This window comes from Natrialba sp. PRR66, from assembly GCF_034808065.1.
Lineage (GTDB): Archaea > Halobacteriota > Halobacteria > Halobacteriales > Natrialbaceae > Natrialba > Natrialba aegyptia.
Map to the genome: position 1 here is coordinate 492,304 of NZ_JAXHGN010000002.1, position 23,574 is coordinate 515,877.

The window sequence follows — 23,574 nt, forward strand, 5'->3', positions numbered from 1 at the left end:
GTCTCGGCGATGGCGGTCAGTTCGTGACCGGCCGGTCGGACGCGGACGGGAGGGAGACGAACTCGTCGACGGACCTGGCAGACGCGTCTCGTATGCAGGTATCACTACTTTACTCCCCGTCGGTGAACGGTCATCCGTATGACGACCGACGAGATCACCGATCTGCTGACCGAGGCCTACGTCGACGAATTGGAGACCGTGATGAACTACCTGACCAACGCGATCGTTCTCGACGGCGTCCACGCCGAAGAGGTCAAAGAGAGTCTCGAAGCCGACGTCCAGGAAGAACTCGAACACGCCCGAATGCTCGGGAATCGGCTGAAACAACTCGAGCAGTCACCGCCCGGCTCGGCGGCCTTCGAGGCGAGCCAGTCGGGCCTGCAGCCGCCCGAAGACACGACCGACGTCCAATCAGTCATCGAGGGCGTACTCGAGGCCGAGGAGGACGCGATCGAAACCTACCAGTCGCTTCACGAAGCTGCCACCGAGGCGAACGACCCAGTAACGGAAGACGTTGCCGTGACGATTCTGTCCGACGAGGAGGCCCACCGGACGGAGTTCCGCGGGTTTCAAAAGGAGTTCCCGAGCGACTGAGCGAGATCCGAACACTCTCTAGCAGAGGAACGTTTTTCTCATCGCGCTCCCAGGAAGCCCACATGAGCGACTTCGACCTCGACCTCCGGGCGGTCGAGGAACACATCGACGAGGAACTCGACATCGAAGGGAGCATCGTACTCGGCGTCCTCGACGGAGAAACGCCGCCGGACGAGTGGCTAGAGGCGATTTCGAAGGGAAACGTCCTCGTCCTCTGCGTCGAAGGCGACGTCAATGACCTCGCGTCCGGATTCGCCCGCGACGTCCGAGAATCCGGCGGCAACCTGGTCCACTTCCGCGGGTTCTTGCTCGTCACGCCGCCCGGCGTCGACGTGAGTACTGACAGGTTGTAAGTACACCCACCGGCGGAGACATCTCATAACGATTAGGGTACTGGAACGAGACGACTGCGTATGGGACGTTACGGTTCACTTGATTACGCCCGTCTGACCAAAACCGGCTTCCTGCTCGGCCTCGGCGTGTTCGCCCTCGGTGCCGGCGGTGAACTCGCCGGAAACGCCTTCTACGGTGGCCTGCCCGGCTGGGAACACACCCTCTTTTTCTACGCCGAGGTACTCGGCCTCTTGATCGGGTTCTTCTCCCCCTGGGTCTTCGGCATCGTGCTTCCGCTTACCGAGTAGCGTCGCGGTTGCGAACTACGGCGACACGAACGTCACGACGTGACCGTCCGGATCGCGAACGACGACTTCGTCGTCCGTCTTCCGGTCGACCTGCCGCACCCGATCGGCGACCGCCTCGAGTTCGGCCAGCGGTGTCTCGGTTTCGAACCCGAGATCGACGTGGACGCCACCTCTCGCGTTTGCGATGCCGAGATGGGATTCCCACAACTCGAGTGCCACCGGACCGTCCAGGCGAACGCGGGTTCTGTTCTCGCCGGTGTCGGCCGTCTCGAAGCCAAGCGCAGTGTAGAACGACCGGGCGCGTTCGAGGGATTCGACTTCGAGGACGACTTCGAAGATGCCGTCGATTCCCGGGCCGGCAACGTCCTGTTGACCGAGTTCGACGCAGTTTCCGTCGGGATCGTAGAGGTAGAGCGACGTTGCGGGGCCGAACTGGGCTTCTTCGAGTTCGTAGCCGGCGTCCGTCAGTTTGGTCCACCAGTCGTCGTACTCCGCGGCCGGAATCGAGAACGCATAATGGGTGTGCAGTCCGCCGCGCGGAACGCTTTCGGGCCGACGGAGGATGAGTGACGTGTCGCCGGCGGCGACGGCGAGTTCCGATTCGAGTTCTGCGTTCGATTTGGAGTTCAGTTCCGGTTCCGGTTCCGGTTCCGGTTTCGGTTTCGATTTTGGGTCCGGTTCCAGTTCTGGGTCCGAGTCCGATGCCGCCGCGCCCGTCTCGCGATCCGTCCGCACCGGCAACTCGAGCAGGTCGGTGTAGAACTCGCGCGCTGCGTCGAGATCCTTGACCTCGAGGGCGAGCCAGGAGAGTCCGGTAAGCATCTGTCTCTACGCCTGTTTATGCAAGAGTGGCACATAGATGCGTTGCCGGCACACAGGCTGTGCGACGGCACGGATGATCGCATATCGGCACCAGCCACTGTCACGTTTATGGGAGGACCCCACGTAGCAACTCGCATGTCCTTTCGCGTCGACGAGCGCACAACCGAGTTCGTTGAAATCGACCGCTTCGACGGTGGCGTCGGCTGGATCGCCCATCCCGATGAACGGATGCAACGCGCGAGTCACGCCCTCGTCGTCGACGGCGACCGAACGCCCTCGGGTGACGATGTCTGGGTGTTCGATCCGGTCGACGTCGAGGGTGTCGATCGGCTGCTCGCCGACCTCGGCGAGGTCGCCGGCGTCGTCGTCTGCCTCGATCGCCACACGCGCGACGCCGCCGAGCTCGCGAACCGACACGACGTGCCGGTCTATCTCCCGGAGTTCTTCGACGGCGTCACGGACGAGCTCGACGCACCAGTCGCTCGCTTTTCCGACGACATCTCCGATACCGGACTCGAAGCGCACACCGTCGTCGACAACCGATTCTGGCAGGAAGTTGCAGTCTACAATCCGGACAACGGCACCCTGCTGGTCCCCGAAGCCGTCGGGACGAGCAGCTACTTCCTCGCCGGCGACGAACGCCTCGGCGTCCATCCAGTGTTGCGGCTCTCCCCGCCGACGGATGCCCTCAGCGGGTTCGCACCCGAGCGCGTCCTCGTCGGCCACGGCTCCGGCGTGACCACCGCTGCAGCAGTCGCCCTCGAAAATGCGCTCCTGAACTCGCGGCGAGGCACGCCGCGGCTGTACGCCGGGATGATTCGGCAGTTCCTTCCGCTGTAGACGCGCTCGGTTCAACCACCGCCGATCGACTGCGGTGCCCCGTTTCGCTCGCAGCGTTCGTCTCCGAGTTCACCGACAGGTTCGGCCTCGCGCCCGTGCCAGGGATACATCTAACTATCCGCTCGTCGTATCTCGACTGTGGTCTACATCACGCGTGCACTCGTCGACGTGTTGCTCGACCTCGCCAGCGACGCCGATCCCGACCGCGTGGCCACCGGCGTCTCGGTTACTCCCGCAGCCGAACTCGCCGGTGACGATGCGGACACACTCCCGCCCGATACGCCGGTCTTTACGGACTTCTACCTTCCAGATCCGGGCAACGCCATCAACGCCGTCTTCGGCGTCGATCTGTCCACGCCGGCCGGCCAGGCTCAAGGGCAGTTCGTGTCCCATCCGCTTCGTGAACTCGAAGTAACGAGGCGGGACGATCTCGCACAGGTCGTCTTCGTCGCCGTGCCGCCGTGGACGAACGCCGAAGACTCCTTCGGCGTGTTCGATCGAAGCGGCACGCGCCAGCCCCTCGAGATCCTCGATGCCAGTCCGCCGGAACAGACGTTGACCGATTGAGACGCGCTACTGACGGGAGATGGTAGATTCGTCTCCGCGTGTGGCCTGGCAGTGACACGGGACGGCACGGAACGCGAATCAAAGAAAATTGATCGGTGGCGTCAGTCTTAGTCGCCAGTCGGTGACGGCCAGTTGCCATCGTCGATAATTCGATCGATGATACCCCGTCGATTCGGCGAAGATCCACTGTCGTTCTCATCATCGCCGCCGTCCGTCGGCGTTGGGAAGTTCGGAACGTGTGGCATCTATCTACCCTCCACATCGAACTAGCGACTCGATGCGGAAAGTCTCACTGGTGGTTGCGGGCCTGCAAAGGTCGGGAGACCGACTGACCGCACGGAGTGCCCGTTATCGCTATTCACAACCCGCTATTCGCTACTCGCAACTCTTACTCATCGCTCGCTACTCGAGATACCCCAACCCCCGAAGCTGTTCGGTGATTTCCTCGAACTCGGCTTCCGTCAGCTTCCCCTGTCTCTGGTGTTGAATAACGATACTGCGCAACAGGAATCGAACCAGGTCGCTCGTACTCTGAAAGCTCGTCCCCTCGATCGTCTCGTCGACGCGGTCGGCGAGATCCTTCGGGATCGAAACTGTGGTATACTCGGTCACAATCAATACTCCGTCGCGGAACCCAAATGCGTGTCGCCACGGGAAATATGAACTGCATACTAGCGGCCAGCGCGGATCCGGAGTCCGTAGCGGTTTTTATATTTCGCCAGTCTACTGAGTGGTATGGGAGTCCGGCCACCATCGAACGGAGACGACGACGAACCGGAAAGCATCGAGTTCGGGATCGCCGCCGTCGACGCCGCGCTCAGATCCGCCGATCTCACCTTTCCGGCCACGAAAGACGATGTCGAAGCCGCACTCGGTCACGAACGAATACCCTACGATGCCCACGGGAACGACGTGAGTCTGGGCGAGATGCTTGCCGAGGTCCAGACGCGTAAATTCGACACGCGACAGGAGTTGCTGAACGAACTCCATCAGCCGTTCGAGGCGTACCGGCGGGAACACTCGGGCGGTGTCTTCCAGCAAGTACGGTCGATGTTGCCGTTTTGAACGTTCGAGAGTGAGGTGCAAGCGATTGCGTTACCGATCCGGATCGCGACAAGACGTGTCTCTTCCGGCAGTCCCGTGGACGCCACTCTCACGTTCTCACCCTCTTACCCCCGTACTCTCTCCGACGGTGCGGCAGGAAACAACCACCGAGCGGACGATCACCCTACTCGCCGCCGCGGTCCGTTTCGGAGGTGACGGTGGCGTCAGTGGCGTCAGCCGACTCGGTCGAGGTTTCCGGTTTGGGCTCGGACTCGGGCTCCGCTGCAGCTCCGGTTTCGGTCGTGGTCTCCGAGTCGCTCACACCGTCCGAGTCGCTCTCGGTTCCGAACTCGTGGCTGTGTCCTGCCCTGTGGGCAGACTCCACTCCCTGAACGTCCGCGTTTCGCGTAATTTGTTCGAGACGCCGGCGTTGCTCGCGATGAAGCGTCACGAGCATGTCCGAGAGGACGCCGAACATGAGCAACTGAACGCCGAGCAGGATCGCCGCCGCGGAGACGAGCGCGAGGATTTCGTGGCCGACTCCGTACTGGAACCACCGCCAGAGGACGTACGACGCGATCGCGCCGCCGGCAGCGATGCCGGCAGTTCCGAGGCTGCCGAAATAAAACAGCGGGTTGTTAGTCTTGGCGAGCGAGTACAGCGCCAAGATGATCGTCCCGCCGTCAGCGATCGGGTGTAGGTTCGTCTCGGATTCGGCCGGGCGGGCACTGTAACTCACCGGGACGACCGCCGTGTCGACGCCGTGTTTCACGCACTCGACAGCGAGTTCAGTTTCGATGGTAAAGCCGTCCGAGTCGAGCGAGAGGCGTTCGAACGAGTCGGTCGTAAACGCCCGATAGCCCGAGAGGATGTCGTCGTAGTCTGCACCGTGAATGACGCGGAAAGAGCGGTTGATGAGTCGGTTGCCGACGCCGTTGAGCGCCCGCATCGCGTCGTCGTCCATGTCCGCAAACCGGTTGCCGATGACGTGGTCGTACCCTCGAGCGAGGGGTTCGAGCATGGTCTCGGCGTCCGCCGGGTCGTAGGTTCCGTCTCCGTCGAGCATCAGGACGTACGGTGCGTCGATGTGGGGAACGGCTTCGCGGACGGCCTGCCCCTTTCCCTCGCCGGATTGAACGAGCACTCGTGCGCCGTGGTCGCGGGCGACCGTTTTCGTGTCGTCGGTCGAGCCGCCGTCGACGACGAGGACGTTCGGATACCCGCGAGTACGGAAGTCGTCGATTACGTCCCCGATTGTCGCTCCTTCATTGAGCGTTGGAACGAGGACACAGACCTCGTGCGTTGAAATCTCCCGCGTTTCGGCGTCGGTAGAGACAGTCGTGCTGGCGCGTTCGCCGTGGGTCTCCCCGTCGATGGTCTTGGGCTCGGCTGCGTGCACGCGAGAGTCGTTATCCGTCATCCGCCATCGATACCCACTCGTTGGCCGGTATGCAAAAGGATACTGATACGCACACCGTCGCGGAGCGGACATCCCGCGGGATGACCGTCACCGTCCCGAACTCACACCTGCGATGCCCTACCAGGTCAGCCCCTCGTAGACCGCGAGTTCACCCGGATCGACCTCGATCCGCCGGCCGTCGACGACGATTTTCCGGGCCATCCCGTCGAACTCGAGATCGTCGAACACGGGCCAGTCGGTGGCGACGACGGCTCCGTCGGCGTCCGCGAGCGCGTCCCGAGGCGAGTCGGCGAACTCGACGGCGGGATCGGTATCGAGTTCGGGATGGTGCGTACGGACGTTTTCGATCGCGACCGGATCGTACGCGACGACGGTTGCGCCGCGGTTTCGGAGTGTCTCGATCACGTCCAGTGCGCGGGATTTTCGGATGTCGTCGGTGCCGGGTTTGAACGAGAGGCCGAGGACGGCGACGCGGGCGTCCGCGAGCGAGACGTGGTCTTCGAGGAGGGAGACGAGTCGCTGCGGTTGCTCGTCGTTGATCGAGACGACGGCGTCGAGCAGGTCCGGATCGTACCCCTGCTCGCGAGCGCCGGCGCGGAGCGCGGCGACATCCTTCGGGAAGCACGAGCCGCCCCAGCCGAGTCCGGAGCGCATGAACCGTTCCGAGATGCGGTCGTCGAGACCGACGGCGGCCAGTACGTCGTACGCGTCTGCGCCGTACTCCTTCGCGATGTTTCCGAGTTCGTTGACCAGCGAGACTTTCGACGCGAGGAAGGCGTTATTGGCGTACTTGATGAGTTCGGCCTCGCGAACGTCGGTTTCGACGAGGTCGGTGTCCTCGCGTTCGAGGATCGGGGCGTAGAGTTCACGCAGCGCGGCGGCGGCAGCGTCGCTCGTCGCGCCGACGACGACCTTGTCCGGTTCGAGGAAGTCTCGAACGGCCGTTCCCATCCGCAAGAACTCGGGGTTCATCGCGAGGTCGATTCCGTCGCCGATTGCGGTACCGGATTCGCGTTCGAGAACGGGTCCGACGACATCTTCGGTGGTGCCGGGGAGGACGGTGCTCTTGACGACGACGAGGTGGTCGCGGGCGTCGTCGCCGTCGACTTTGGTTTTGGTTTTTCCCTCCAGTGCGCGCCCGAGCGACTCCGCGCCGGCGCGCATCGGTGCGAGGTCGAGACTGCCGTCGTCGGCCTGCGGCGTCGGCAGGCAGAGGAAGGTCACGTCGGTCTCGCGAACCTCGGCGTAGTCCGTCGTCGCGCGCAGGTTCGTTCCGGCGTGGTCCGCGATGCGCTCTGCGAGCCCCGACTCGTGGATCGGGGCTTCGCCGGCGTTGATGGTCTCGACGATGTCCTCGTCGATTTCGACGTTGACGACCTCGTGACCGAGGTCCGCGAGGCAAGCGGCGACCGTCGTCCCGACGTACCCGCTGCCGACGATAGAGACGTGCATATCCCTGGAGACGACGGGCCGGCGTTAGTCGTTTTTGATCCGGACGCGGTTCAGCCGGTCGGCGGGGAACGCCGGCCGAGTTCGTCGCGCAATCGGCGGTTAGCTCTCGATGATTTTGCCGATCCGCCGGCGCATCCGCGAATCGATCGGAATCCGTGCACAGCGCTCGTCGAGTCCGATCGTCTGCAAAATGAGACTCGAGTCGTCGAGCAAGGAGAGCTGCAGATAAGTCCCCTCGCGATAGCCGTCGCTCGTCCGCTTCATGTCGATGATCTTCAGGGTCTCGTACTCCCGAAGCTGATCCGTAATCCGCTTTTTCCCGAGCACGTTCGTATCGATCGCCTCCGCGAACGCCCGGTAGACGCGGTACATCTCCGTCGCCTTGAACGCCGACCGCTCGCTGAACTCGTCCATCGTCGCGAGCGCCCCGATCGCGATCTTCGCCTGCGTCGGACAGCCGCGAATGAGGTCCTGAATCCGCGTCACCTCGGCGTCGTCGTTCGCCACCCGAACGTGCTCCTCGCGAACGCGCGCTGCGTCGTTGTCTCGGGCGACCTCGCCCGCGAGCCGAAAGAGGTCGATCGCCCGCCGCGCGTCGCCGTGTTCCTGCGCCGAAAACGCAGAACAGAGCGGAATCACGTCGTCGGTCAACACGTCCTCGCGGTACGCGTCTCGCCGCCTGGTCAAAATATCCCCGAGCTGGTTCGCATCGTAGGCCGGAAAGACGATTTCGTCCGGCGAAAACGAACTCTCGACGCGGGTATCGAGGCGGTCGCCGTATTTGAGGTCGTTGCTGATTCCGATGACCGTGATGCTCGCGTCGACATCGTTCTCCTCGCCCGCCCGCGAGAGTTGCATGAGGAGTTTGCTGTCGTCGGCCTCTTCGGGCGGCACGTTCTGGACGTCGTCGGCCGGTGCGAGACGATCGATCTCGTCTAACACGACGATTATCGCGTCGTACAGCGCGTCGATAACCTGCCACAGCCGATCGTAGTACGCGCCCGTCGCGATCCCGGAGTGTGGAATCGTCACTCCCGTTTCGTCGGGCTCGTTGAGCCGCTTTGCGAGGTGGATCACGGTCTGGACCTCCGAGCGGCGCTGCGCGCAATCGATGACGGCCCGTCCGATTCGAACGCCGTTTTCCTCGCCCCGTCCGACGACCTCGCGGCTGACGTACCGGGTGACCAGCGTCTTTCCCGAGCCGGATTTGCCGAGCAGGAGCGTTCCCTTTCCCGTCCCCCCGGAGATCGTCGGCTTGAGTCGCCGAGCGACGGTCTCGATCTGGTTGTTTCGACCGACGATCTTGTTCTGGTCGGGCACGTGATCGATACGAAGGAGATCCTCGTTCGCAAAAATCCGGTCCTCCTCATCGAGGACCGACAGCGGATCGTCGCGAGATTCGGAGCGAGAGTGAGCCACGGCACCGTGCTCGGCGGCGAACTCGCCGAGCGTTTCACCCTCCTCCACGAACAGCGTCATACACCGACTTTCAGATGATTTCCGTTTAGTTCTTTCTTCTCGATTCCACCGTCTGGAGATCGGGCTGTTCTCCCTATCTCGGCCACGGTTTCCGTATTCAGCTACTCGTCCCTCGTTTTGGCTCTCCGTAGGGTGTGATACACCACGTTTCAAATGAACTCCGTTTCGACGGTCGACTCCAGAACGTGATTTCACCAGTCGTGCAGTACGGACCGACACCGGATTTCAAATGAAATCACGGATGACAGTTGTCGTGATCCGTTCGACGACACACCCACACCGGATTTCAAATGAATTGAACGGTCGAGAGTCGGGATGGGTTTGCTCGCAAAATCAGGATCCGTTCGTTTGACTTTCGGTATGTTACCCTGCGCAGTGATAGGATACCTGTCCGCGCAGCGATAGCTTCGTCTTCGTATTGAAGTCACGCGACCGGTTCGGTCTCCCGGTCAATCAGGCGGAACCGCTCTCCTGAGCGACCGTATTCCGAGAGTTCACCGAAACGGTGCACGACAGCGGCGATCGTTCCGTCCCGAACTGACTGACCGCGTTGGACGGATTTTGAGACCGAATCATCTGAAATCCGGTGTACGGTATCCGCTGCGCAAAATCTTGAACTCGCGTGTGGTCGGTTCCGGAACGCGATCGGGAGTCTCGTGTGAACCTATCCATTATAATCGCACTGCTGGTACCGATCGACGTTCACGAAAATTGACGCTGTAAGCTACTTATCCGGTTTCTCTATCGTTCGTACTACTACTAGATTACCTCTATAGAAATAGTTATGTTATATGCGATGGGTCTCCGCAGACCCGCCGCAAGAATGCGGCTCTGCAGTCTCGCTACCGCTGTTTCTTGTCGGTATCGACGCCCACCCTCTCGGTCGGCTGAACGCCCCACCCCGACCGTTGTCCGCCGGATTCATTTGAAATCCGGTGTGGGGGAGCGAGAACTGGCCGCGGGAACGGATATTCGCGCTCAGGTCGAGTTCTCGGCAGGCGGGAACGGAATCGGGTCTGCGCTACGAGTTCAGGACGAGCGGTTCGTACCAGTCGCGGTTCGCTCGGTACCAGTCGACGAACTGCGAGACGCCCTCTCTGATGTCGACCGTGGGCTCGTAACCGAGCAGGTCGGTCGCCTTCGAGACGTCTGCGTGGGTGTGGCGCGCGTCGGCTTCCTTGGCGTCGTCGTATTCGAGATCGACGGGCGCGCCGGTCTCGTCGACGATGTAAGTTGCGAGCGCCTCGATCGTGATGGTCCCGGTCGAGCCAACGTTTATGACCTCGCCGTCGGCAGCGTTCGTCTCGAGAAGAGAGAGATTTGCGTCGACGATATCGTCGATGTAGGTGAAATCTCGGGTCTGTTTCCCATCTCCGTAGATCACCGGCGGCTCGCCGTTGAGACAGCGGGAGGTGAAGTTCGTGATCGCCATGTTCGGTCGCATCCGCGGGCCGTACACGGTGAAGTAGCGGAGGCTCACGGTCGGGACGTCGTAGACCTCGTTCCAGACGCGACAGTAGTGCTCGGCCGTGAGTTTGGTCACGCCGTAGGGGCTCTGGGGCACGTTCTGGTGGTCCTCGTCGTACGGCAGGTACTCGACCTCGCCGTACACCGACGAGGACGAGGCGTTGACGACCCGTTCGACGCCGTACTCGTCGGCTGCGAGCAACAGGTTGAGCAACCCCGTCGTGTTGATCTCGTGGGGTTTTTTCGGATTCTCGACGCTGGTCCGCACGCCGGCCTGGGCGGCCTGGTGGTAGATGAACTCGATGTCCTGGCTCGAGACGACATCGCGGACGAGTTCGTCGTTCGTGATCGAACCCTCGATGAACTCGTAGCGGTCGCCGCCCGCGTCGCGGCATCGTTCGATGTTCCGTTCTTTGAGTCCGAGATCGTAGTACGGATCGAGCACGTCGAGAGCGGTGACAGTGTGGCCCGTTTCTAACAGTCGTTCGCCGATGTGAGAGCCGATAAAGCCCGCACCGCCGGTGACGAGGACGTTCATATCGGCTTTCATTACGCGGTGTCGTTAGTGCGTTTCGAACTGATCAGGAGCGCGGAAAGTCGGCGCTACATCTGCGTGGTCGTTTTGCACTCGAGATACTGCACTCGAGATACGGATTCAGGTCGACTCAGAATCCGTGACCGACGGCGCTTTGCCCTGTATCCGCTCCTCCGCCATTTCACGGTCCTCGGGATAGCCGACATCGATCCGCCAGCCGTCCATCCGGATCGCGTCGATCGTCCGCCCGGACTGGATCAGCAGATCGATGGCGTCCGGGAGTTCGTACTCGCCGCGGTCGCTCGGTTGGACGAGATGGCAGGCGTGGAAGATCGCCGGTGTGAACGTATAGAAGCCGGTCATCACGAGGTTCGACGGCGGCTCATCGGGCTTTTCGACGACTTCGACGATTTCGCCGTACTCGTTCGTATCGAGCACGCCGTAGCGCGAGGCCTCCTCGTAGGGCACCTCTTCGACGAGAAACGCCGCATCGGCGCGGTCTTCCTGCTGGCGGTTGACGACATCGCCGAGGTTCCCGCGGAAGACGTTGTCGCCGAGCATCAACATGAACTCGTTCTCGACGTGCGGTTCCGCCTGCAAGATCGCGTGTGCGAGGCCGAGCTGCTCGCGCTGGTGGGCGTACGTGATCGGCACGCCCTCGTACTCGTCGCCGTAGCGTTCGATGATCTGTTCTTTCTGGTAGCCGACGACGACGATGAACTCGGTCGCGCCGATGTCGAGGAGATTGTCGAAGACGTCCTCGATGAGCGGCGTCCCGTCGACTTCGACGAGGACTTTTGGTTTGTCCTCGGTCAACGGCCGAAGGCGGGTTCCCTTGCCCGCGGCCAGTACGACTGCTTGCATATGGGTAATGGTCCGAACCTAGTACTATATGTCTTCGGGATGCACCTTCGCCGCGAGCGCTGTCGAATCGAGGACATTCGAGAGCCGAGCAGCCCGTCGTAGGCCCGTAGTGGTGTTGTTGTGACCCCCCTCCGTAGGGAAAACTGGAAGCCGCGGATCTGGGCCGGAAACGGCTATTCACGCAGCTGGAATCGCTCTTTTCTGTACAGGTCGTTCGGTTCGTCCGACGGCACGTACCCGATTCCGTAGTGGTTGTCGTCCGGGTACACGTGCAGCGACCGCGTCCGGACCGGACTGTAGACCGCGTGAATGTCTGAACCGGTCCGCGGGTCGACGATGCCCGCGTCGCCCGGATTGCAAACGGTGCTCTCGACGACGTTCAGGTCGTACTCGTTACCGGCAATTTTCTCTGCTTCCATGTCGGCGACGAAGAGCTGTCCGTCGACGAGCACCTCGAAGCAAGGGCGGCCGTGGTGTTCGTGAGGCAGAAGTGCGTATTCCGGTGGCCATTCCATGAATCGAATGACGGGTCCGTCCGATTCGCGGTGGACCAGCCGTCGAGTGTAGGAGTCTTCAGCGTGCTCGGTCTCAACGCCGTCGAAGAACCCGTCGGTTTCAATCGCGTCTCGAAGAATAGCCGGCCCCTCTTCGATGAATGTGCCGTCACCCTGCGCGAGTAAATCTCTGAGCTGTTCGTATGCGGCGCGAACGAACTCGTTCGAAGCGGTTCCGGAGGAAGCCATCAGCATACTATATATGAGTTACCTTCATGATGTATTTTTCCCTTATCTATGACGAGTGAGAAACTGCCACGATTGATTTGAAGATGAGGATGTCATAGAACGGTTCGCATACTTATCCTATGACCCCCCGACAAACGGTAAGTACAGGCCAAATAATGAACGTCGAAGATTAATTCTCCAGGAACCATCTACTGGTCAACTTCTTCGTGCACCGACTCACCCTTCCCGGGCTTCGATTCCCATTCCCACTCATCTTCAACTCTAATACGACCATCGTCGAGAAGCTCAACGTCACCAATGGAGTGGCCGGTAGCGGTTTTGTTTTCTGTGTTTATTTGGACGTATCGGATGTCCCACTGTTTCCCATCGAAGGTTCCAACCAAATGTCCGTCTACAACACTGCCACCAGAATAGTTCGCGTATATTCGTTCGCCGTTCTGCTCGAAGTGAAAGACGGTATCTGCACCCACTTCTCCACCTTCATCATTTGCAACGCCAGCAAGTGTCCGTCCATCCAGTGAAATCTCGTCTGTCATATGCTACCCGTGTCAACTCAGCGAATAATTCTTTCGGTGTTCCATTCGCACGTGTAGTGAACGGATAGTTCGCTCCAGATTGGGTGAAAAGAATGCCATGCAAATCGTTCTATGACGCTCTCTTGAAAATACCAAACCAGGAGCAGTTAGTCGTCCCAGCGACCGCGGTCGCCCGCCTAGGGACCGCGGTTGCCCGTTGGTACGGCCAGACCGCATATCGCTTCGACCTGTCTTCGAGAAACAGCGACGCATCGGAGTTTGATTGTCTGAGAGACCTCTCCGGCCAGCGCTTCGAACATCTCACGACCGGCTGGTGCCCAGATGGAAACTTCCTGTCACCGACTCCGGTTCTCATTTCGAATGTACCGGTCGAATTTAAGCGGAAGACAGCGGTTGATGGCGGCGTATTCCAACAGAACCTTTTGGGTTTCTTGTATCCCACCACGTATGGACGGTTCCGACGGCCTGAACCCGGATCAAATATCTCCGCTCGCCTGGCGATTGCTTCGAGTCGCGGCCGGATACGAACAACGGGCGGTCGAACGGGAGGTCGACGGTCTCATGCAAGCCCACATCTCGATGCTCGAGAGCGGAAATCGTTCACTCTCCCAATCACGCCGACGGACGCTGTTCGAACTCTACAGCGCGGACCTTACCGACGAGCAGGTCCGTGTTATTGTCACTCATTTTTAACATTCCCTCACAGAATGTGGCGGGATAACAAGAACTAAGAACAATAATGTTAATCATCGTGTGTATCAATGATACACAGCCACATGAGTCGATCTCAACGCCGGATCGCGCAGTTCCTCGTCGCGATTCTCGGAACGGTACTGATCGCCGCTGGGCCATCCCCGGCAGGATTGTCGGCGACGGGCCAGTACGCGATCGCAACCATGTTCTTTGCGGGCTTTCTCTGGGTCACCGGCACGCTTCCGCTCGCCGTTACCGCACTGACGATCCCGGTTCTGCTAACCGGAACCGGCGTCTACGACGATATGGACGTCGCACTCTCGGGATTCGCCGACCACCTGATCTTCCTGTTCCTGGCGGGCTTCATGCTCGCGAACGCGATTCAGAAATACAACATCGATCGGCGAATCGCGCTTTATGCGATGGCCACCATGGGCAGTTCGCCCCGCCGGCTCATCCTCGCCGTCATGCTCGTCACCGCCGGCCTGTCGATGTGGGTATCGAACACCGCAACGACCGCGATGATGACCCCGATCGCAGTCGGCGTCCTCGCGCAGGTTCTCGATCGCGATGAACTCGCGTCAGCTCAGCAGGCGGCCGCGGACGACACCGCGGCCACAACGGCCTCGGACGGCGGGACGGCGGAGGCGGTCGACGAGTTCACAAATATTCAGATCGGGATGCTTCTGGGGACCGCGTACGCTGCGAGTATCGGCGGTGTCGGGACGATCATCGGGACGCCGCCGAACGCGATCCTCGTCGGGCAGCTAAACGCCGTCCTCGACTACGAAGTCGGATTCGCGGAGTGGCTCCTCATCGGGCTTCCGGTCGTCGTCGTTACGTTGCCGCTCGTGTGGGCTCTTCTCACGTACGTCCTCTATCCGCCCGAGATACCGGACGTGGCGGAGGCGCGAGTGGCCGCTCGGGAGCAACTCGAAGCGGAAGGAGCGCTCAGTCCGCGCGGGAAGCGAGTCGCAGCGATCTTCGCCGCGACGGCCGGGCTGTGGGTACTCGGCGGGCTCGGGGAGTTCTTCGAGCCGTATCTTTCGGCCGCCTGGCTGACGACGCTCTTCGGCGGGGACGGAATGACCGTCTTCGGCGTCGAAGGCCACCAGGGGTTGTTGTACTACGTGATGGTCGGCGTCGCCGCGGTTCCAGCACTCGTGCTGGCGGACACGATGGAGTGGGACGAACTGGTCGATATCGACTGGGGAACGCTGCTGTTGTTCGGCGGCGGTATTTCGCTGGCCAACGGCCTTGCTGACACGGGCGCGACCGGGTGGATCGCGGAGACGTTTTTCGGCGCGCTCGTCGGGGCACCGATCGTCCTCGTTATCGGCGCGGTCATCCTGCTCGTCGTCTTCCTGACCGAGATGACGTCGAACGCCGCGACGACGAGCATCATCGTTCCCATCCTGATCAGTCTCGGAAGCGTCTTTTCGGCGACGCTCGGCCTCACGGACTTCTCGACGGCGCTGTTTCTCGCGGTGGCCGGCACGATCGCCGCCAGTTTCGCGTTCGCGCTGCCGGTTGCGACGCCGCCGAACGCCATCGTGTTCGGGAGCGGGTACATCAAACAGCGCCACATGCTTCGGACGGGGCTCATCTTGAACGCCATTATGACCGCGGTCCTGACGGGGATCATCTGGCTGTTGTTTACCTTCGTCTGGCCGCACGTGTTGTGGTGAGAGATTCGATGGTCTCGAGCCTGGCCCTGGCCTTCATCTTGGTCTTGGTCCCTGACACGAACCCCGATCGATTGGCCGTCTTCCGCCGGGTCACGCACGGCACCGATCTCCGCCGTCGTTCTCGTGATCGAAGCCGGACGAAACGACGCTGTGCCAGCACCGAGATCGATCCCTCGCCGGCAGCCAAACGGCTCTCGTCGGCATGGGAGACACCACAATGGACGCACGGAACGGCGATGTATTCGACAGGACGGGGCGAATGATGACCGTTCCGACTGAACTCGGGCCGGACTTCGCCCGCGAGTTGCGCCCGCGCGATTGGAAAGGCTATACCGCTCTCATCCTCGCGTGGCAGGTCGCCGCAAGCGTCTGTTTCTACGCTATTTACGCGGTTACGCCGTTTATTCGAACGCAGTTCGGCCTTTCGACGACCGCCGTCGGATTCGTGTTGACCGCACTGATGCTCGGATACACAGCGTGTGTCGTCCCTGTCGGGCGTCTTATCGACCGGTACGGAGAGGGTCGAGTGCTGGTCGTCGGCTTGATCGGCCTCGGGACGACGACCGTCCTCATCATCGTCGTCCCCTCTTATCCCGTTCTGCTCGCTGTCGTGGCCGTTCTCGGAGCGTTCTACGCGACGGCCATTCCGGGGACGAACAAGGCGGTCTTCAACACGATTCCGGAGGAGCGGCTCAACGTTTCGATGGGAGTCAAGCAGATGGGGGTGACCGCCGGAAGCGGTCTCAGCTCGCTGTTGGTCCCTCTCAGTGCGAGTCGCGTCGGATGGGAGATTGCATTTCTGGGGGCAGGTGTCGTCGCGGCGACGGTCACCGTCGGCTTCCGGGTTTGCTACGATACCGCCGGATCGAACACTGACGGCTCGGGCACGCCCCTTCGGACGCATCTCGGCGACTCCGAGTACGTCGTGCTCGTCGCCGCGGGATTTTTCCTCGGCGCGGGGCTGTTCACCACGGTCGGCTACACGATCCTCTACGTGGCCGACGGGATCGGGGCGAGTTCAGTCTTCGCCGGCGTCACCCTCGCCGCCGCGCAGGCGACCGGTAGCGTCGGCCGCATCGGCTTCGGGTGGATCGCCGACAACGTCTTCGGCACGGTAACGACCGCAACGCTGTCTCTGCTCGCGATACAGGCGGGCCTCTCGTCGATCCTCTTTGCGGCGATCCCGCTCGCCGAAACGCCGCTCGCTGCCCTGCTACTGTTCGCCCTTCTCGGCGCGTTTATCCTCGGGTTTACCGGCATATACTACTCGTGTATCGGATCGATCGTTCCGAGAGACGGGATCGGAAGCGCCACGGCGGGTGGCCAACTCGCGCTCAATTCGGGCGCGCTCGTCGCCCCGCCGACGTTCGGGTATCTCGTCGACGCTCGCGGCTACGATGCCGCGTGGACGTTGCTCGCGTGCACCACGTCCGTCGCACTCGTCCTCTGCGTACTCCTCCTCGCACGCCGAATCGTTCACCGATGACGGTGAGCCATCAGCAGTTATTCAAGGATTCTCGCACGACGGAGTGCATGAGCAATGCCACGGTGCCGGCCGTCGTTCTCGCGGCCGGCGAGGGCCGCCGGCTTGATCCGCTGACGAACCGGCGACCGAAACCCATGGTTCCGGTGGCGAACCGGCCGATACTGGCCTACGTCGTGTCGGCCCTCGCGGATGCGGGTATCGACCGAATCGTGCTGGTCGTCGGGTACCGCCAGGAACGGATCAAGAACTACTTCGGCGACGGCGATCAGTGGGGCGTCGACATCGAGTACGTCGCCCAGGAAACCCAACTCGGCACCGCCCACGCCGTCCTCCAGGCCGATGCGGCGATCGACGGTCCGTTCCTCGTTCTCAACGGCGACCGGATCGTCGATCCCTCGCTCGTCGCACACGTTCGAGACGAACTCGAACGCGACGCCGACCGCCCGGTCCTCTCGGTAACGCAATCCGCGCATGCGAGCGACTACGGCGTCGTCTCGTTGGAGGGCGATCGGGTGGTCGAAATCACCGAAAAACCCGCCGCACCGACCCGCTCCCAACTCATCAATGCCGGTGTCTACGGCTTTTCGAACGCGATTTTCGATGCCGTTCGAGAGACGCCGACGGAGGAGGGTGAACTCGCGATCACGACGACCCTCGAGACGATCATCGCGAACCGGCCCGTGCGGGCGATCCGCGAACACGACACCTGGCTCGACGTGTCCTACCTCTGGGACCTCCTCGATGTCAACGCCGCCGTCCTCGGCGGCACCGAGTTCAGCGCCGCGGACTCGTCGACGAAAGCGGGCGGAAGCGACGGCGAGATCGCGCCGGATACGGTCATCGGAGACGACGTGACGCTGGGGCCGAACGCGACGATCGAGGGGAGCACGGCGATCGGCGACAACGTGACGATCGAGGCGAACGCGGTCGTCTCGAACGCCGTCGTGTTCCCGGACGCGGTCATCGAGGCGGGATCGGTCGTTCGCGACGCGGTCGTCGCGGGGAATGCACGCGTCGGCGCGAACTCGACCATCGCCGGCGGGGACAGTACGATCGTTGTCGACGGCGAGGCGCACGAAAACGTCGAGTTCGGCGGCGTCGTCGGCGATAATGCGACCCTCGGGGGCGGTGTCACCGTGGATCCGGGAACGGTGATCGGCGACGGCACTACCGTCGACGCCGGCGCGCACGTCGGCGGTCACATCGAACCCGACGCCGTCGTTAGGAGGGGGTAACATGTGTGGAATCGTCGGATACGTCGGCGACGAGCCGGCGGGACCGATCGTCCACGGCGGGCTCGAAAACCTCGACTATCGCGGCTACGACTCCGCCGGCATGGCCCTTCTCGGGGACGACGGGTTGACCATCACCAAACGCGAGGGGGAGGTGAGCAACCTCAGCGTGCCGACCGTCACCGGTGCGACCTGCGGTATCGGCCACACTCGCTGGTCAACTCACGGCCCACCGACCGATACGAACGCCCATCCACATACCGGGATGAGCGACGATATCGCCGTCGTTCACAACGGAATCATCGAGAACTACGAGGAGCTGCGGGCGACGCTCGTTGCGGACGGCCACGAGTTCACGAGCGAGACCGACACCGAAGTCATCCCTCACCTGCTGGAGCGGGAACTGGCCGACGGCCGCGATCTCCGCGCTGCACTCGAGTCCGCGGTCGCGAAACTGGAGGGAAGCTACGCGATTGCGGCCGTCTGTACCGATTCGGATCGGCTCGTCGCGACGCGCCACGAGAGTCCGCTGGTCGTCGGCCACAGCGACGACGCGGCGTTTCTCGCCAGCGACGTAACCGCGTTCGTCGAGCACACTCGGGACGTGACCTATCTCGAGGACGGGGACACCGTGGCGCTCGCGGACGGCGACGCGACCGTGTACCGGGACGGCGAAGTCGTCGACCGAGCTGTCGAGACCGTCGAGTGGGACGCCGCCGCCGCCGAAAAAGGCGGCTACGACCACTACATGCTAAAGGAGATTCACGAACAACCAACTGCTCTCCGACAGGCGCTCTCGGGGAGAATCGACCTCGAACGCGGCACGGCCGATCTGGATCTGACGTTTCCAGCCGGCTTGCTCGACTCGCTCGACGAAATCCAGTTCGTCGCCTGTGGCACGTCGTTCTACGCCGCCGAGTACGCCGCCCAACTTGTCGAATCGTTCGCTGACGTTCGGGCGACGGCTGAACTCGCGAGCGAGTACACCGTCGACGGCGGCGACCCCTGGCGAACGCTCACAGTCGCCGTCACCCAGAGCGGCGAGACGGCCGACACTCTCGGTGCACTCCGTCGAGCGAACGGTGCCGGCATCCGGACGCTCGCCGTCACGAATACCCTCGGCAGCACGGTCACGCGGGAAGCCGACGACAGTCTCTTCATCCGGGCCGGGCCGGAGATCGGCGTCGCTGCGACCAAGACGTTCGCCTCGCAGGTAACGACGCTGGCCCTGCTCTCGGTTTTCGTCGCCCAGGAGCGAAACGCGCTGTCTGCCGCCGACGCTCGGGACGTACTGACAGATCTCCGCGGGCTTCCGGGCGCAGTTCAGCAGGTCTTAGACGACGCAGGCGACGTTCGGGAAGCCGCCACGGCGTTCGTCGACGCCACTGCGTACTTCTTTGTCAGCCGCTCACACGGCTATCCCGTCGCGCTGGAGGGCGCCCTGAAACTGAAAGAAATCGCGTACGATCACGCCGAGGGATTCGCCGCCGGCGAGTTGAAACACGGTCCGCTCGCACTCGTTACCGAAGACACGCCCATCCTCGCCGTCTTGACCGAGGGAACGCGCCCCGAGGAGACGCTGAACAACGTGGCCGAAGCCCAGACCCGCGGCGCGCCCGCGATCGGGATCGTCGACGGCTCCGTCGAGACGAACTCGCTCGATACGGCGTTTTCCGTTCCCTCCCTCGGACCGGTAACGCCGCTCGTCGCAACCGTCTACTTCCAGTTGTTCGCGTACGCTATCGCGAATCAACAGGGGCGGTCGATCGATAAACCTCGGAATCTCGCAAAAAGCGTGACAGTGGAATAGCCGGGCTGCTATTGTGTTATATTCTGCCGTGAGACGTTCCGGGCTGATATCGGGCACCGGTCTGTCTCGATAGAACACGTGATATTAATAGCGCGATAGCGAAAACTCGCCAGCAGAGAGGAGGTCACGAGACTACCCATGAGATTCGGACAGACGTCGATGGTGAATTTCATCTCCCGGTTCGTCATGTCCGTTTCTGGGTTCGTTGCGACGGTCGTCCTGACGCGCACGCTCGGCCAGGAGCAATACGGGACGTACGTCGTTGCGCTCTCAATACTGGCATGGGTCGCCATGACCGGAAAGCTCGGGCTTCCCAGGGCGATTCAAAAGCGAGTCAGCGAAAACACGACGGGGAACTTCGTCCTCTCCGGTGCGATCGTCCAGTTCGGACTCTACGTGATCATCGTCGTCGCGCTCTTGCTCTGTCGGCCGTATCTGAACGAGTTCATCGGCATCGATGCGACGTGGTTTCTCGTCGCGATGCTCGGTTCGCAACTCGCGCTGTCGTTTGTGCAGAAGGTACTAGACGGGCAACATCTCGTTCACATTTCCAGTCTGCTGTCCCCCGTCGAGTGGACCTGTCGGAGTCTCGTTCAGGTGCTTCTGGTTCTCTCTGGGTTCCAAATCGTCGGCGCGTTTGTCGGATACGTCATCGGGGCGCTCGTTGCGGCGGCGCTCGGGACCTACTTTATGACGATTCCACGAACGAGGCCGACGCGGCGGGAGTTCGTTCGGCTCAAGTCCTACGCGCAGTTCTCCTGGCTCAGTTCGATCAAGAATCGAACGTTTATGTCGATGGATACGATCATTCTCGCCGTTTTCGTTTCGAACAGTCTGATCGCCGTCTACGAGGTCGCGTGGAATCTCGCGTCACTGTTCGCTATCTTCGGGGTCTCGATCTCGCAGACGCTCTTTCCCGAGATCAGTAAGATCTCCTCCGAAGAGGGTTCTCGGGGGGAGATCGCCGGCCTCTTGCGCGTCAGCCTCGCGTATTCCGGATTGTTCATTATCCCCGGTCTCGTCGGAAGCGCCCTGGTCGGAGACGTTATTCTGACGATCTACGGTCCCGGCTTTGAAACGGGCTATTACATCCTGCTCGTTCTCACGTTCGCTCGACTGCTGTACGGCTACATGCGGCAGTTCCTGAACACGATCGATGCGATCGATCGCCCCGACCTCACGTTCGCCGTTAACGCCGTCTTCGTCGTCACGAACCTCGTCCTCAACGTCGTCCTCACCTGGCAGTTCGGCTGGTACGGTGCGGCGACGGCGACGACGTTCTCTTCCGGACTGGGGCTGGTACTCGGGTACTACTACGCCACGCAGGTCGTCGACGTAACTGTCCCCGTTGCAGAAATCAGTAAACAGTGTTTCGCCGCCGTCGTGATGGCTGCAGTCGTCCTCCTGGGCCGGTTGGTGATCGGGAACTCGCTCCCGATCGTCATCGGTCTGGTCGGCCTCGGCGCGACGGTTTACTTCCTCGTTCTGCTCGGCCTCTCCGAGGAGTTCCGGACCACCGTTCGGGACAACCTCCCGTTCGCGCTCCCGTCGCTCGTCTCGGAATAGATCGGTTGGTTCATCACTCGCGTCCACCGTACAGTCCCTCAATGCGAACGAACCTCCGAGCGTGGGCGCGAGAGATGGCAGCCCATTTCCGCGAAAGCCCGACCCGCGCCCCGCTGTATGTCCTCTATTCGTGGTATCTGCTGCTCTGGTTCGGTATTACGTCCCGGCGACAGGTTGGAACGAACGTCTACGATCGCGAGTGGGATGTCCTCGTCGTCCTCGACGCCTGTCGGACCGATACGCTCCGCGAAGTCGCAGACGAGTACGAGTTCATCACTGCCGTCGACGAACAGTGGTCAGTCGGAAGCCACTCCGCCGAATGGCTTGCACAGACGTTCTCGACCGACTACCGGTCGGAGATCGAACGCACGCGGTATATCACGTCGAATCCGCACGCTCGGCGAGTACTCGAGCAACGCATGGAGCCGCCGGTAAACAACACCACTCCGGTCGATTTCACCCGGTGGGATATCGTCGATCCCGACTCGTTCGAAGCGCTCGAGATGGTCTGGGAGGACCACCTCGACGACACGTATCGGGTGACCCTTCCCGAGACGATGACCGATCACGCGATCCACGCCAGCCGAACGCACGATCCGGACCGACTCATCGTTCACTACATGCAGCCACACCTCCCGTACCTCGGCCCCGCGCTTGCGGAGGGGCGAGAGCCGACTGAACTCGAACGGCAGGGGTACGAAAAACTACAGTCCGGCGAGGCGGACCGACAAGCGGTTTATACTGCGTACAAAGAGACGCTGCGGCTCGTCTTGGACGAAGTCGAGGAGTTGATCGCCAACATCGATGCCGATCGGGTCGCGATCACTGCAGATCACGGCGAAGAGTTCGGCGAAGTGAGCGCGTACGGACATCCGGAGGGGTTCCCGCACCCGATCGTAAGGAAGGTCCCGTGGATAGAAACCACCGCACAGGACCGTGGGACGCGAGAGCCGCAGGTGGAGTCGGATACCGAACGCGGCGAGCGCGTCGATATCGAGGAGCACTTGAAGGACCTGGGATACCGGTAGTCGGCGGATATCGCCCGTGCTGGCCCGCACTCGGTCTCACTCTCCCGAACCGGCATCGTTTTGGTCGTCTGTAAGAACCCCTCAACGAGAGATGGACAGCTCGTTTACGACGTGGTTGCGCGATCATCGAACACAGATCCTGTCCGACCCGCTGCGCGGAAGTATGCACGCGGCCTTTACGTTCTATCTGGGGCTCTGGTATACGATTACGTCGCGGTGGCAACCCGGAACGCACGTGTACGACGAAGACTGGGATATGTTGGTTATCCTCGACGCCTGTCGCGTCGACGTCCTCGAGGCCGTCGCCGAGGACTACGAGTTCATCGACACCGTCGATTCCCGCTGGTCCATCGGCAGTCACTCTCACGAGTGGCTGACGAAGACGTTCACCGTGGACCGCGCGGCTGAAATCGCCGAGACCGCGTACATCAGCGGGAACGGACACACCCACGAAACATTCGTCACCGCTGATTATCCGCCGGACGAAACCGTCCCGTTCTGCTGGCCGGACTGGAACACCGTCAGTCGCGAGGACTTCGGTCATCTCGATCTGCTCTGGGAGTCCGCCCATCAAGATGAACTCGGCGTCCCACCGCGTGCCGTTACCGATCGAACTGTTGAACTCGCTCGGCAGGACGACTACGATCGGGTGATCGCTCACTACATGCAACCGCATATCCCCTATATCGCCGATGCGCTCGCGGAGGAACGGACGCCGACGGATGTCGAGGCGAACGGGTGGAAGTCCCTCGAGTCGGACGAGGCCGGCCACGACGAAGTCTGGGCGCAGTACGAGAAGAACCTTCGTCTCGTCCTCGACGAGGTCGAGGTGCTGCTCGAGAACGTCGATGCGGAGTCGGTCGTCATCACGGCCGATCATGGAAACGCGTTCGGCGAGTACACTGTGTACGGGCATCCGGAGGGATTCTTGTTACCCTGTGTCAAGCGAGTGCCGTGGGTGACGACGGCGGCTACCGACGAAGAGACGTTCGTTCCGGACGGGTCGTATCTGAGCGAGGAAGCGACCGATATCGAGGATCACCTTCAGGACCTGGGCTATTTGTAAC

24 protein-coding genes are annotated in these 23,574 nt (G+C 61.8%); 14 read left to right on the forward strand and 10 right to left on the reverse strand.

All coding sequences use genetic code 11. The annotated features are described in order from the left end of the window. The first annotated feature begins 138 nt into the window (after window positions 1–138). The 3 genes from SM755_RS08545 (at window position 139) to SM755_RS08555 (ending at window position 1,235) form a co-directional block, all read left to right on the forward strand. A complete protein-coding gene (locus SM755_RS08545) occupies window positions 139–594 on the forward strand; it encodes a ferritin-like domain-containing protein (protein ID WP_323172289.1) in 456 nt (151 codons plus the stop codon). Between the two features lie 62 nt (window positions 595–656). Next, window positions 657–947 (forward strand): DUF5779 family protein, encoded by a 291-nt coding sequence (locus SM755_RS08550; protein ID WP_323172290.1) that lies wholly within the window; start codon window positions 657–659, stop codon window positions 945–947. 60 nt (window positions 948–1,007) lie between these two features. Continuing rightward, window positions 1,008–1,235, forward strand: coding sequence for a hypothetical protein (locus tag SM755_RS08555; protein ID WP_006666187.1), 228 nt, complete (start codon window positions 1,008–1,010; stop codon window positions 1,233–1,235). A gap of 15 nt (window positions 1,236–1,250) precedes the next feature. Here SM755_RS08555 and SM755_RS08560 read toward each other — a convergent pair whose 3' ends face one another. Next, window positions 1,251–2,057 carry a VOC family protein gene (locus tag SM755_RS08560; protein WP_323172291.1) on the reverse strand — a complete coding sequence of 269 codons (807 nt, stop codon included), beginning with the start codon at window positions 2,055–2,057 and terminating at the stop codon, window positions 1,251–1,253. A gap of 135 nt (window positions 2,058–2,192) precedes the next feature. On the opposite strand from SM755_RS08560, the gene SM755_RS08565 reads away from it, so the two are divergent. After that, window positions 2,193–2,897: a hypothetical protein gene (locus SM755_RS08565; RefSeq protein ID WP_323172292.1), complete on the forward strand. Its 705-nt coding sequence runs from the start codon at window positions 2,193–2,195 to the stop codon at window positions 2,895–2,897. Between the two features lie 138 nt (window positions 2,898–3,035). Then, entirely contained in the window at window positions 3,036–3,464 is a 429-nt protein-coding gene (locus SM755_RS08570; RefSeq protein ID WP_323172293.1) for a hypothetical protein, read from the forward strand. 107 nt (window positions 3,465–3,571) lie between these two features. Here the strand turns inward: SM755_RS08570 and SM755_RS08575 are convergent, their stop codons facing one another. Together SM755_RS08575 and SM755_RS08580 are read right to left on the reverse strand one after the other, a co-directional pair. Then, the gene (locus tag SM755_RS08575) at window positions 3,572–3,709 is read right to left on the reverse strand and encodes a hypothetical protein (RefSeq protein ID WP_169332869.1); all 138 of its coding nucleotides are present in this window, start codon (window positions 3,707–3,709) and stop codon (window positions 3,572–3,574) included. 157 nt (window positions 3,710–3,866) lie between these two features. Further along, complete coding sequence (locus SM755_RS08580) at window positions 3,867–4,076, reverse strand: ribbon-helix-helix domain-containing protein (protein WP_006108209.1); 210 nt, start codon at window positions 4,074–4,076, stop codon at window positions 3,867–3,869. 123 nt (window positions 4,077–4,199) lie between these two features. Here SM755_RS08580 and SM755_RS08585 point away from each other — a divergent pair, with 123 nt between their 5' ends. Continuing rightward, window positions 4,200–4,529: a hypothetical protein gene (locus tag SM755_RS08585; protein ID WP_323172294.1), complete on the forward strand. Its 330-nt coding sequence runs from the start codon at window positions 4,200–4,202 to the stop codon at window positions 4,527–4,529. A 163-nt stretch (window positions 4,530–4,692) separates the two neighbouring features. Here SM755_RS08585 and aglJ read toward each other — a convergent pair whose 3' ends face one another. The 7 genes from aglJ to SM755_RS08620 form a co-directional block, all read right to left on the reverse strand. After that, a complete protein-coding gene (gene aglJ, locus SM755_RS08590) occupies window positions 4,693–5,928 on the reverse strand; it encodes an S-layer glycoprotein N-glycosyltransferase AglJ (protein WP_323172295.1) in 1,236 nt (411 codons plus the stop codon). A gap of 117 nt (window positions 5,929–6,045) precedes the next feature. Further along, on the reverse strand, window positions 6,046–7,380 hold the full coding sequence (aglM, locus tag SM755_RS08595; protein WP_323172296.1) for a UDP-glucose 6-dehydrogenase AglM: 1,335 nt from the start codon (window positions 7,378–7,380) through the stop codon (window positions 6,046–6,048). Window positions 7,381–7,479: 99 nt separating this feature from the next. Further along, window positions 7,480–8,859: an AAA family ATPase gene (locus tag SM755_RS08600; protein WP_323172297.1), complete on the reverse strand. Its 1,380-nt coding sequence runs from the start codon at window positions 8,857–8,859 to the stop codon at window positions 7,480–7,482. Between the two features lie 1,021 nt (window positions 8,860–9,880). Next, entirely contained in the window at window positions 9,881–10,864 is a 984-nt protein-coding gene (locus SM755_RS08605; RefSeq protein WP_323172298.1) for a GDP-mannose 4,6-dehydratase, read from the reverse strand. A 117-nt stretch (window positions 10,865–10,981) separates the two neighbouring features. After that, complete coding sequence (gene aglF, locus SM755_RS08610; protein ID WP_006666178.1) at window positions 10,982–11,725, reverse strand: UTP--glucose-1-phosphate uridylyltransferase AglF; 744 nt, start codon at window positions 11,723–11,725, stop codon at window positions 10,982–10,984. A gap of 173 nt (window positions 11,726–11,898) precedes the next feature. Beyond that, the gene (locus SM755_RS08615; protein ID WP_323172299.1) at window positions 11,899–12,468 is read right to left on the reverse strand and encodes a hypothetical protein; all 570 of its coding nucleotides are present in this window, start codon (window positions 12,466–12,468) and stop codon (window positions 11,899–11,901) included. Between the two features lie 188 nt (window positions 12,469–12,656). Further along, entirely contained in the window at window positions 12,657–13,004 is a 348-nt protein-coding gene (locus SM755_RS08620) for a hypothetical protein (RefSeq protein WP_006663647.1), read from the reverse strand. Window positions 13,005–13,451: 447 nt separating this feature from the next. Here SM755_RS08620 and SM755_RS08625 point away from each other — a divergent pair, with 447 nt between their 5' ends. From SM755_RS08625 to SM755_RS08660, 8 genes are all read left to right on the forward strand, one after another. Beyond that, window positions 13,452–13,697, forward strand: a complete 246-nt coding sequence (locus SM755_RS08625) for a hypothetical protein (protein ID WP_323172300.1) — start codon at window positions 13,452–13,454, stop codon at window positions 13,695–13,697. Window positions 13,698–13,780: 83 nt separating this feature from the next. Further along, entirely contained in the window at window positions 13,781–15,385 is a 1,605-nt protein-coding gene (locus tag SM755_RS08630; protein WP_323172301.1) for an SLC13 family permease, read from the forward strand. A gap of 262 nt (window positions 15,386–15,647) precedes the next feature. After that, the gene (locus tag SM755_RS08635; protein ID WP_323172601.1) at window positions 15,648–16,871 is read left to right on the forward strand and encodes an MFS transporter; all 1,224 of its coding nucleotides are present in this window, start codon (window positions 15,648–15,650) and stop codon (window positions 16,869–16,871) included. A 47-nt stretch (window positions 16,872–16,918) separates the two neighbouring features. Beyond that, window positions 16,919–18,106, forward strand: a complete 1,188-nt coding sequence (locus tag SM755_RS08640) for a sugar phosphate nucleotidyltransferase (RefSeq protein ID WP_323172302.1) — start codon at window positions 16,919–16,921, stop codon at window positions 18,104–18,106. A 1-nt stretch (window position 18,107) separates the two neighbouring features. Next, a complete protein-coding gene (gene glmS, locus SM755_RS08645; protein WP_323172303.1) occupies window positions 18,108–19,913 on the forward strand; it encodes a glutamine--fructose-6-phosphate transaminase (isomerizing) in 1,806 nt (601 codons plus the stop codon). Between the two features lie 159 nt (window positions 19,914–20,072). Then, window positions 20,073–21,479: a polysaccharide biosynthesis C-terminal domain-containing protein gene (locus SM755_RS08650; RefSeq protein WP_323172602.1), complete on the forward strand. Its 1,407-nt coding sequence runs from the start codon at window positions 20,073–20,075 to the stop codon at window positions 21,477–21,479. Window positions 21,480–21,520: 41 nt separating this feature from the next. Beyond that, a complete protein-coding gene (locus SM755_RS08655) occupies window positions 21,521–22,507 on the forward strand; it encodes a hypothetical protein (protein ID WP_323172304.1) in 987 nt (328 codons plus the stop codon). Window positions 22,508–22,670: 163 nt separating this feature from the next. Further along, window positions 22,671–23,573 (forward strand): hypothetical protein, encoded by a 903-nt coding sequence (locus SM755_RS08660; RefSeq protein WP_323172305.1) that lies wholly within the window; start codon window positions 22,671–22,673, stop codon window positions 23,571–23,573. The last annotated feature ends 1 nt before the right edge of the window (window position 23,574 follow it).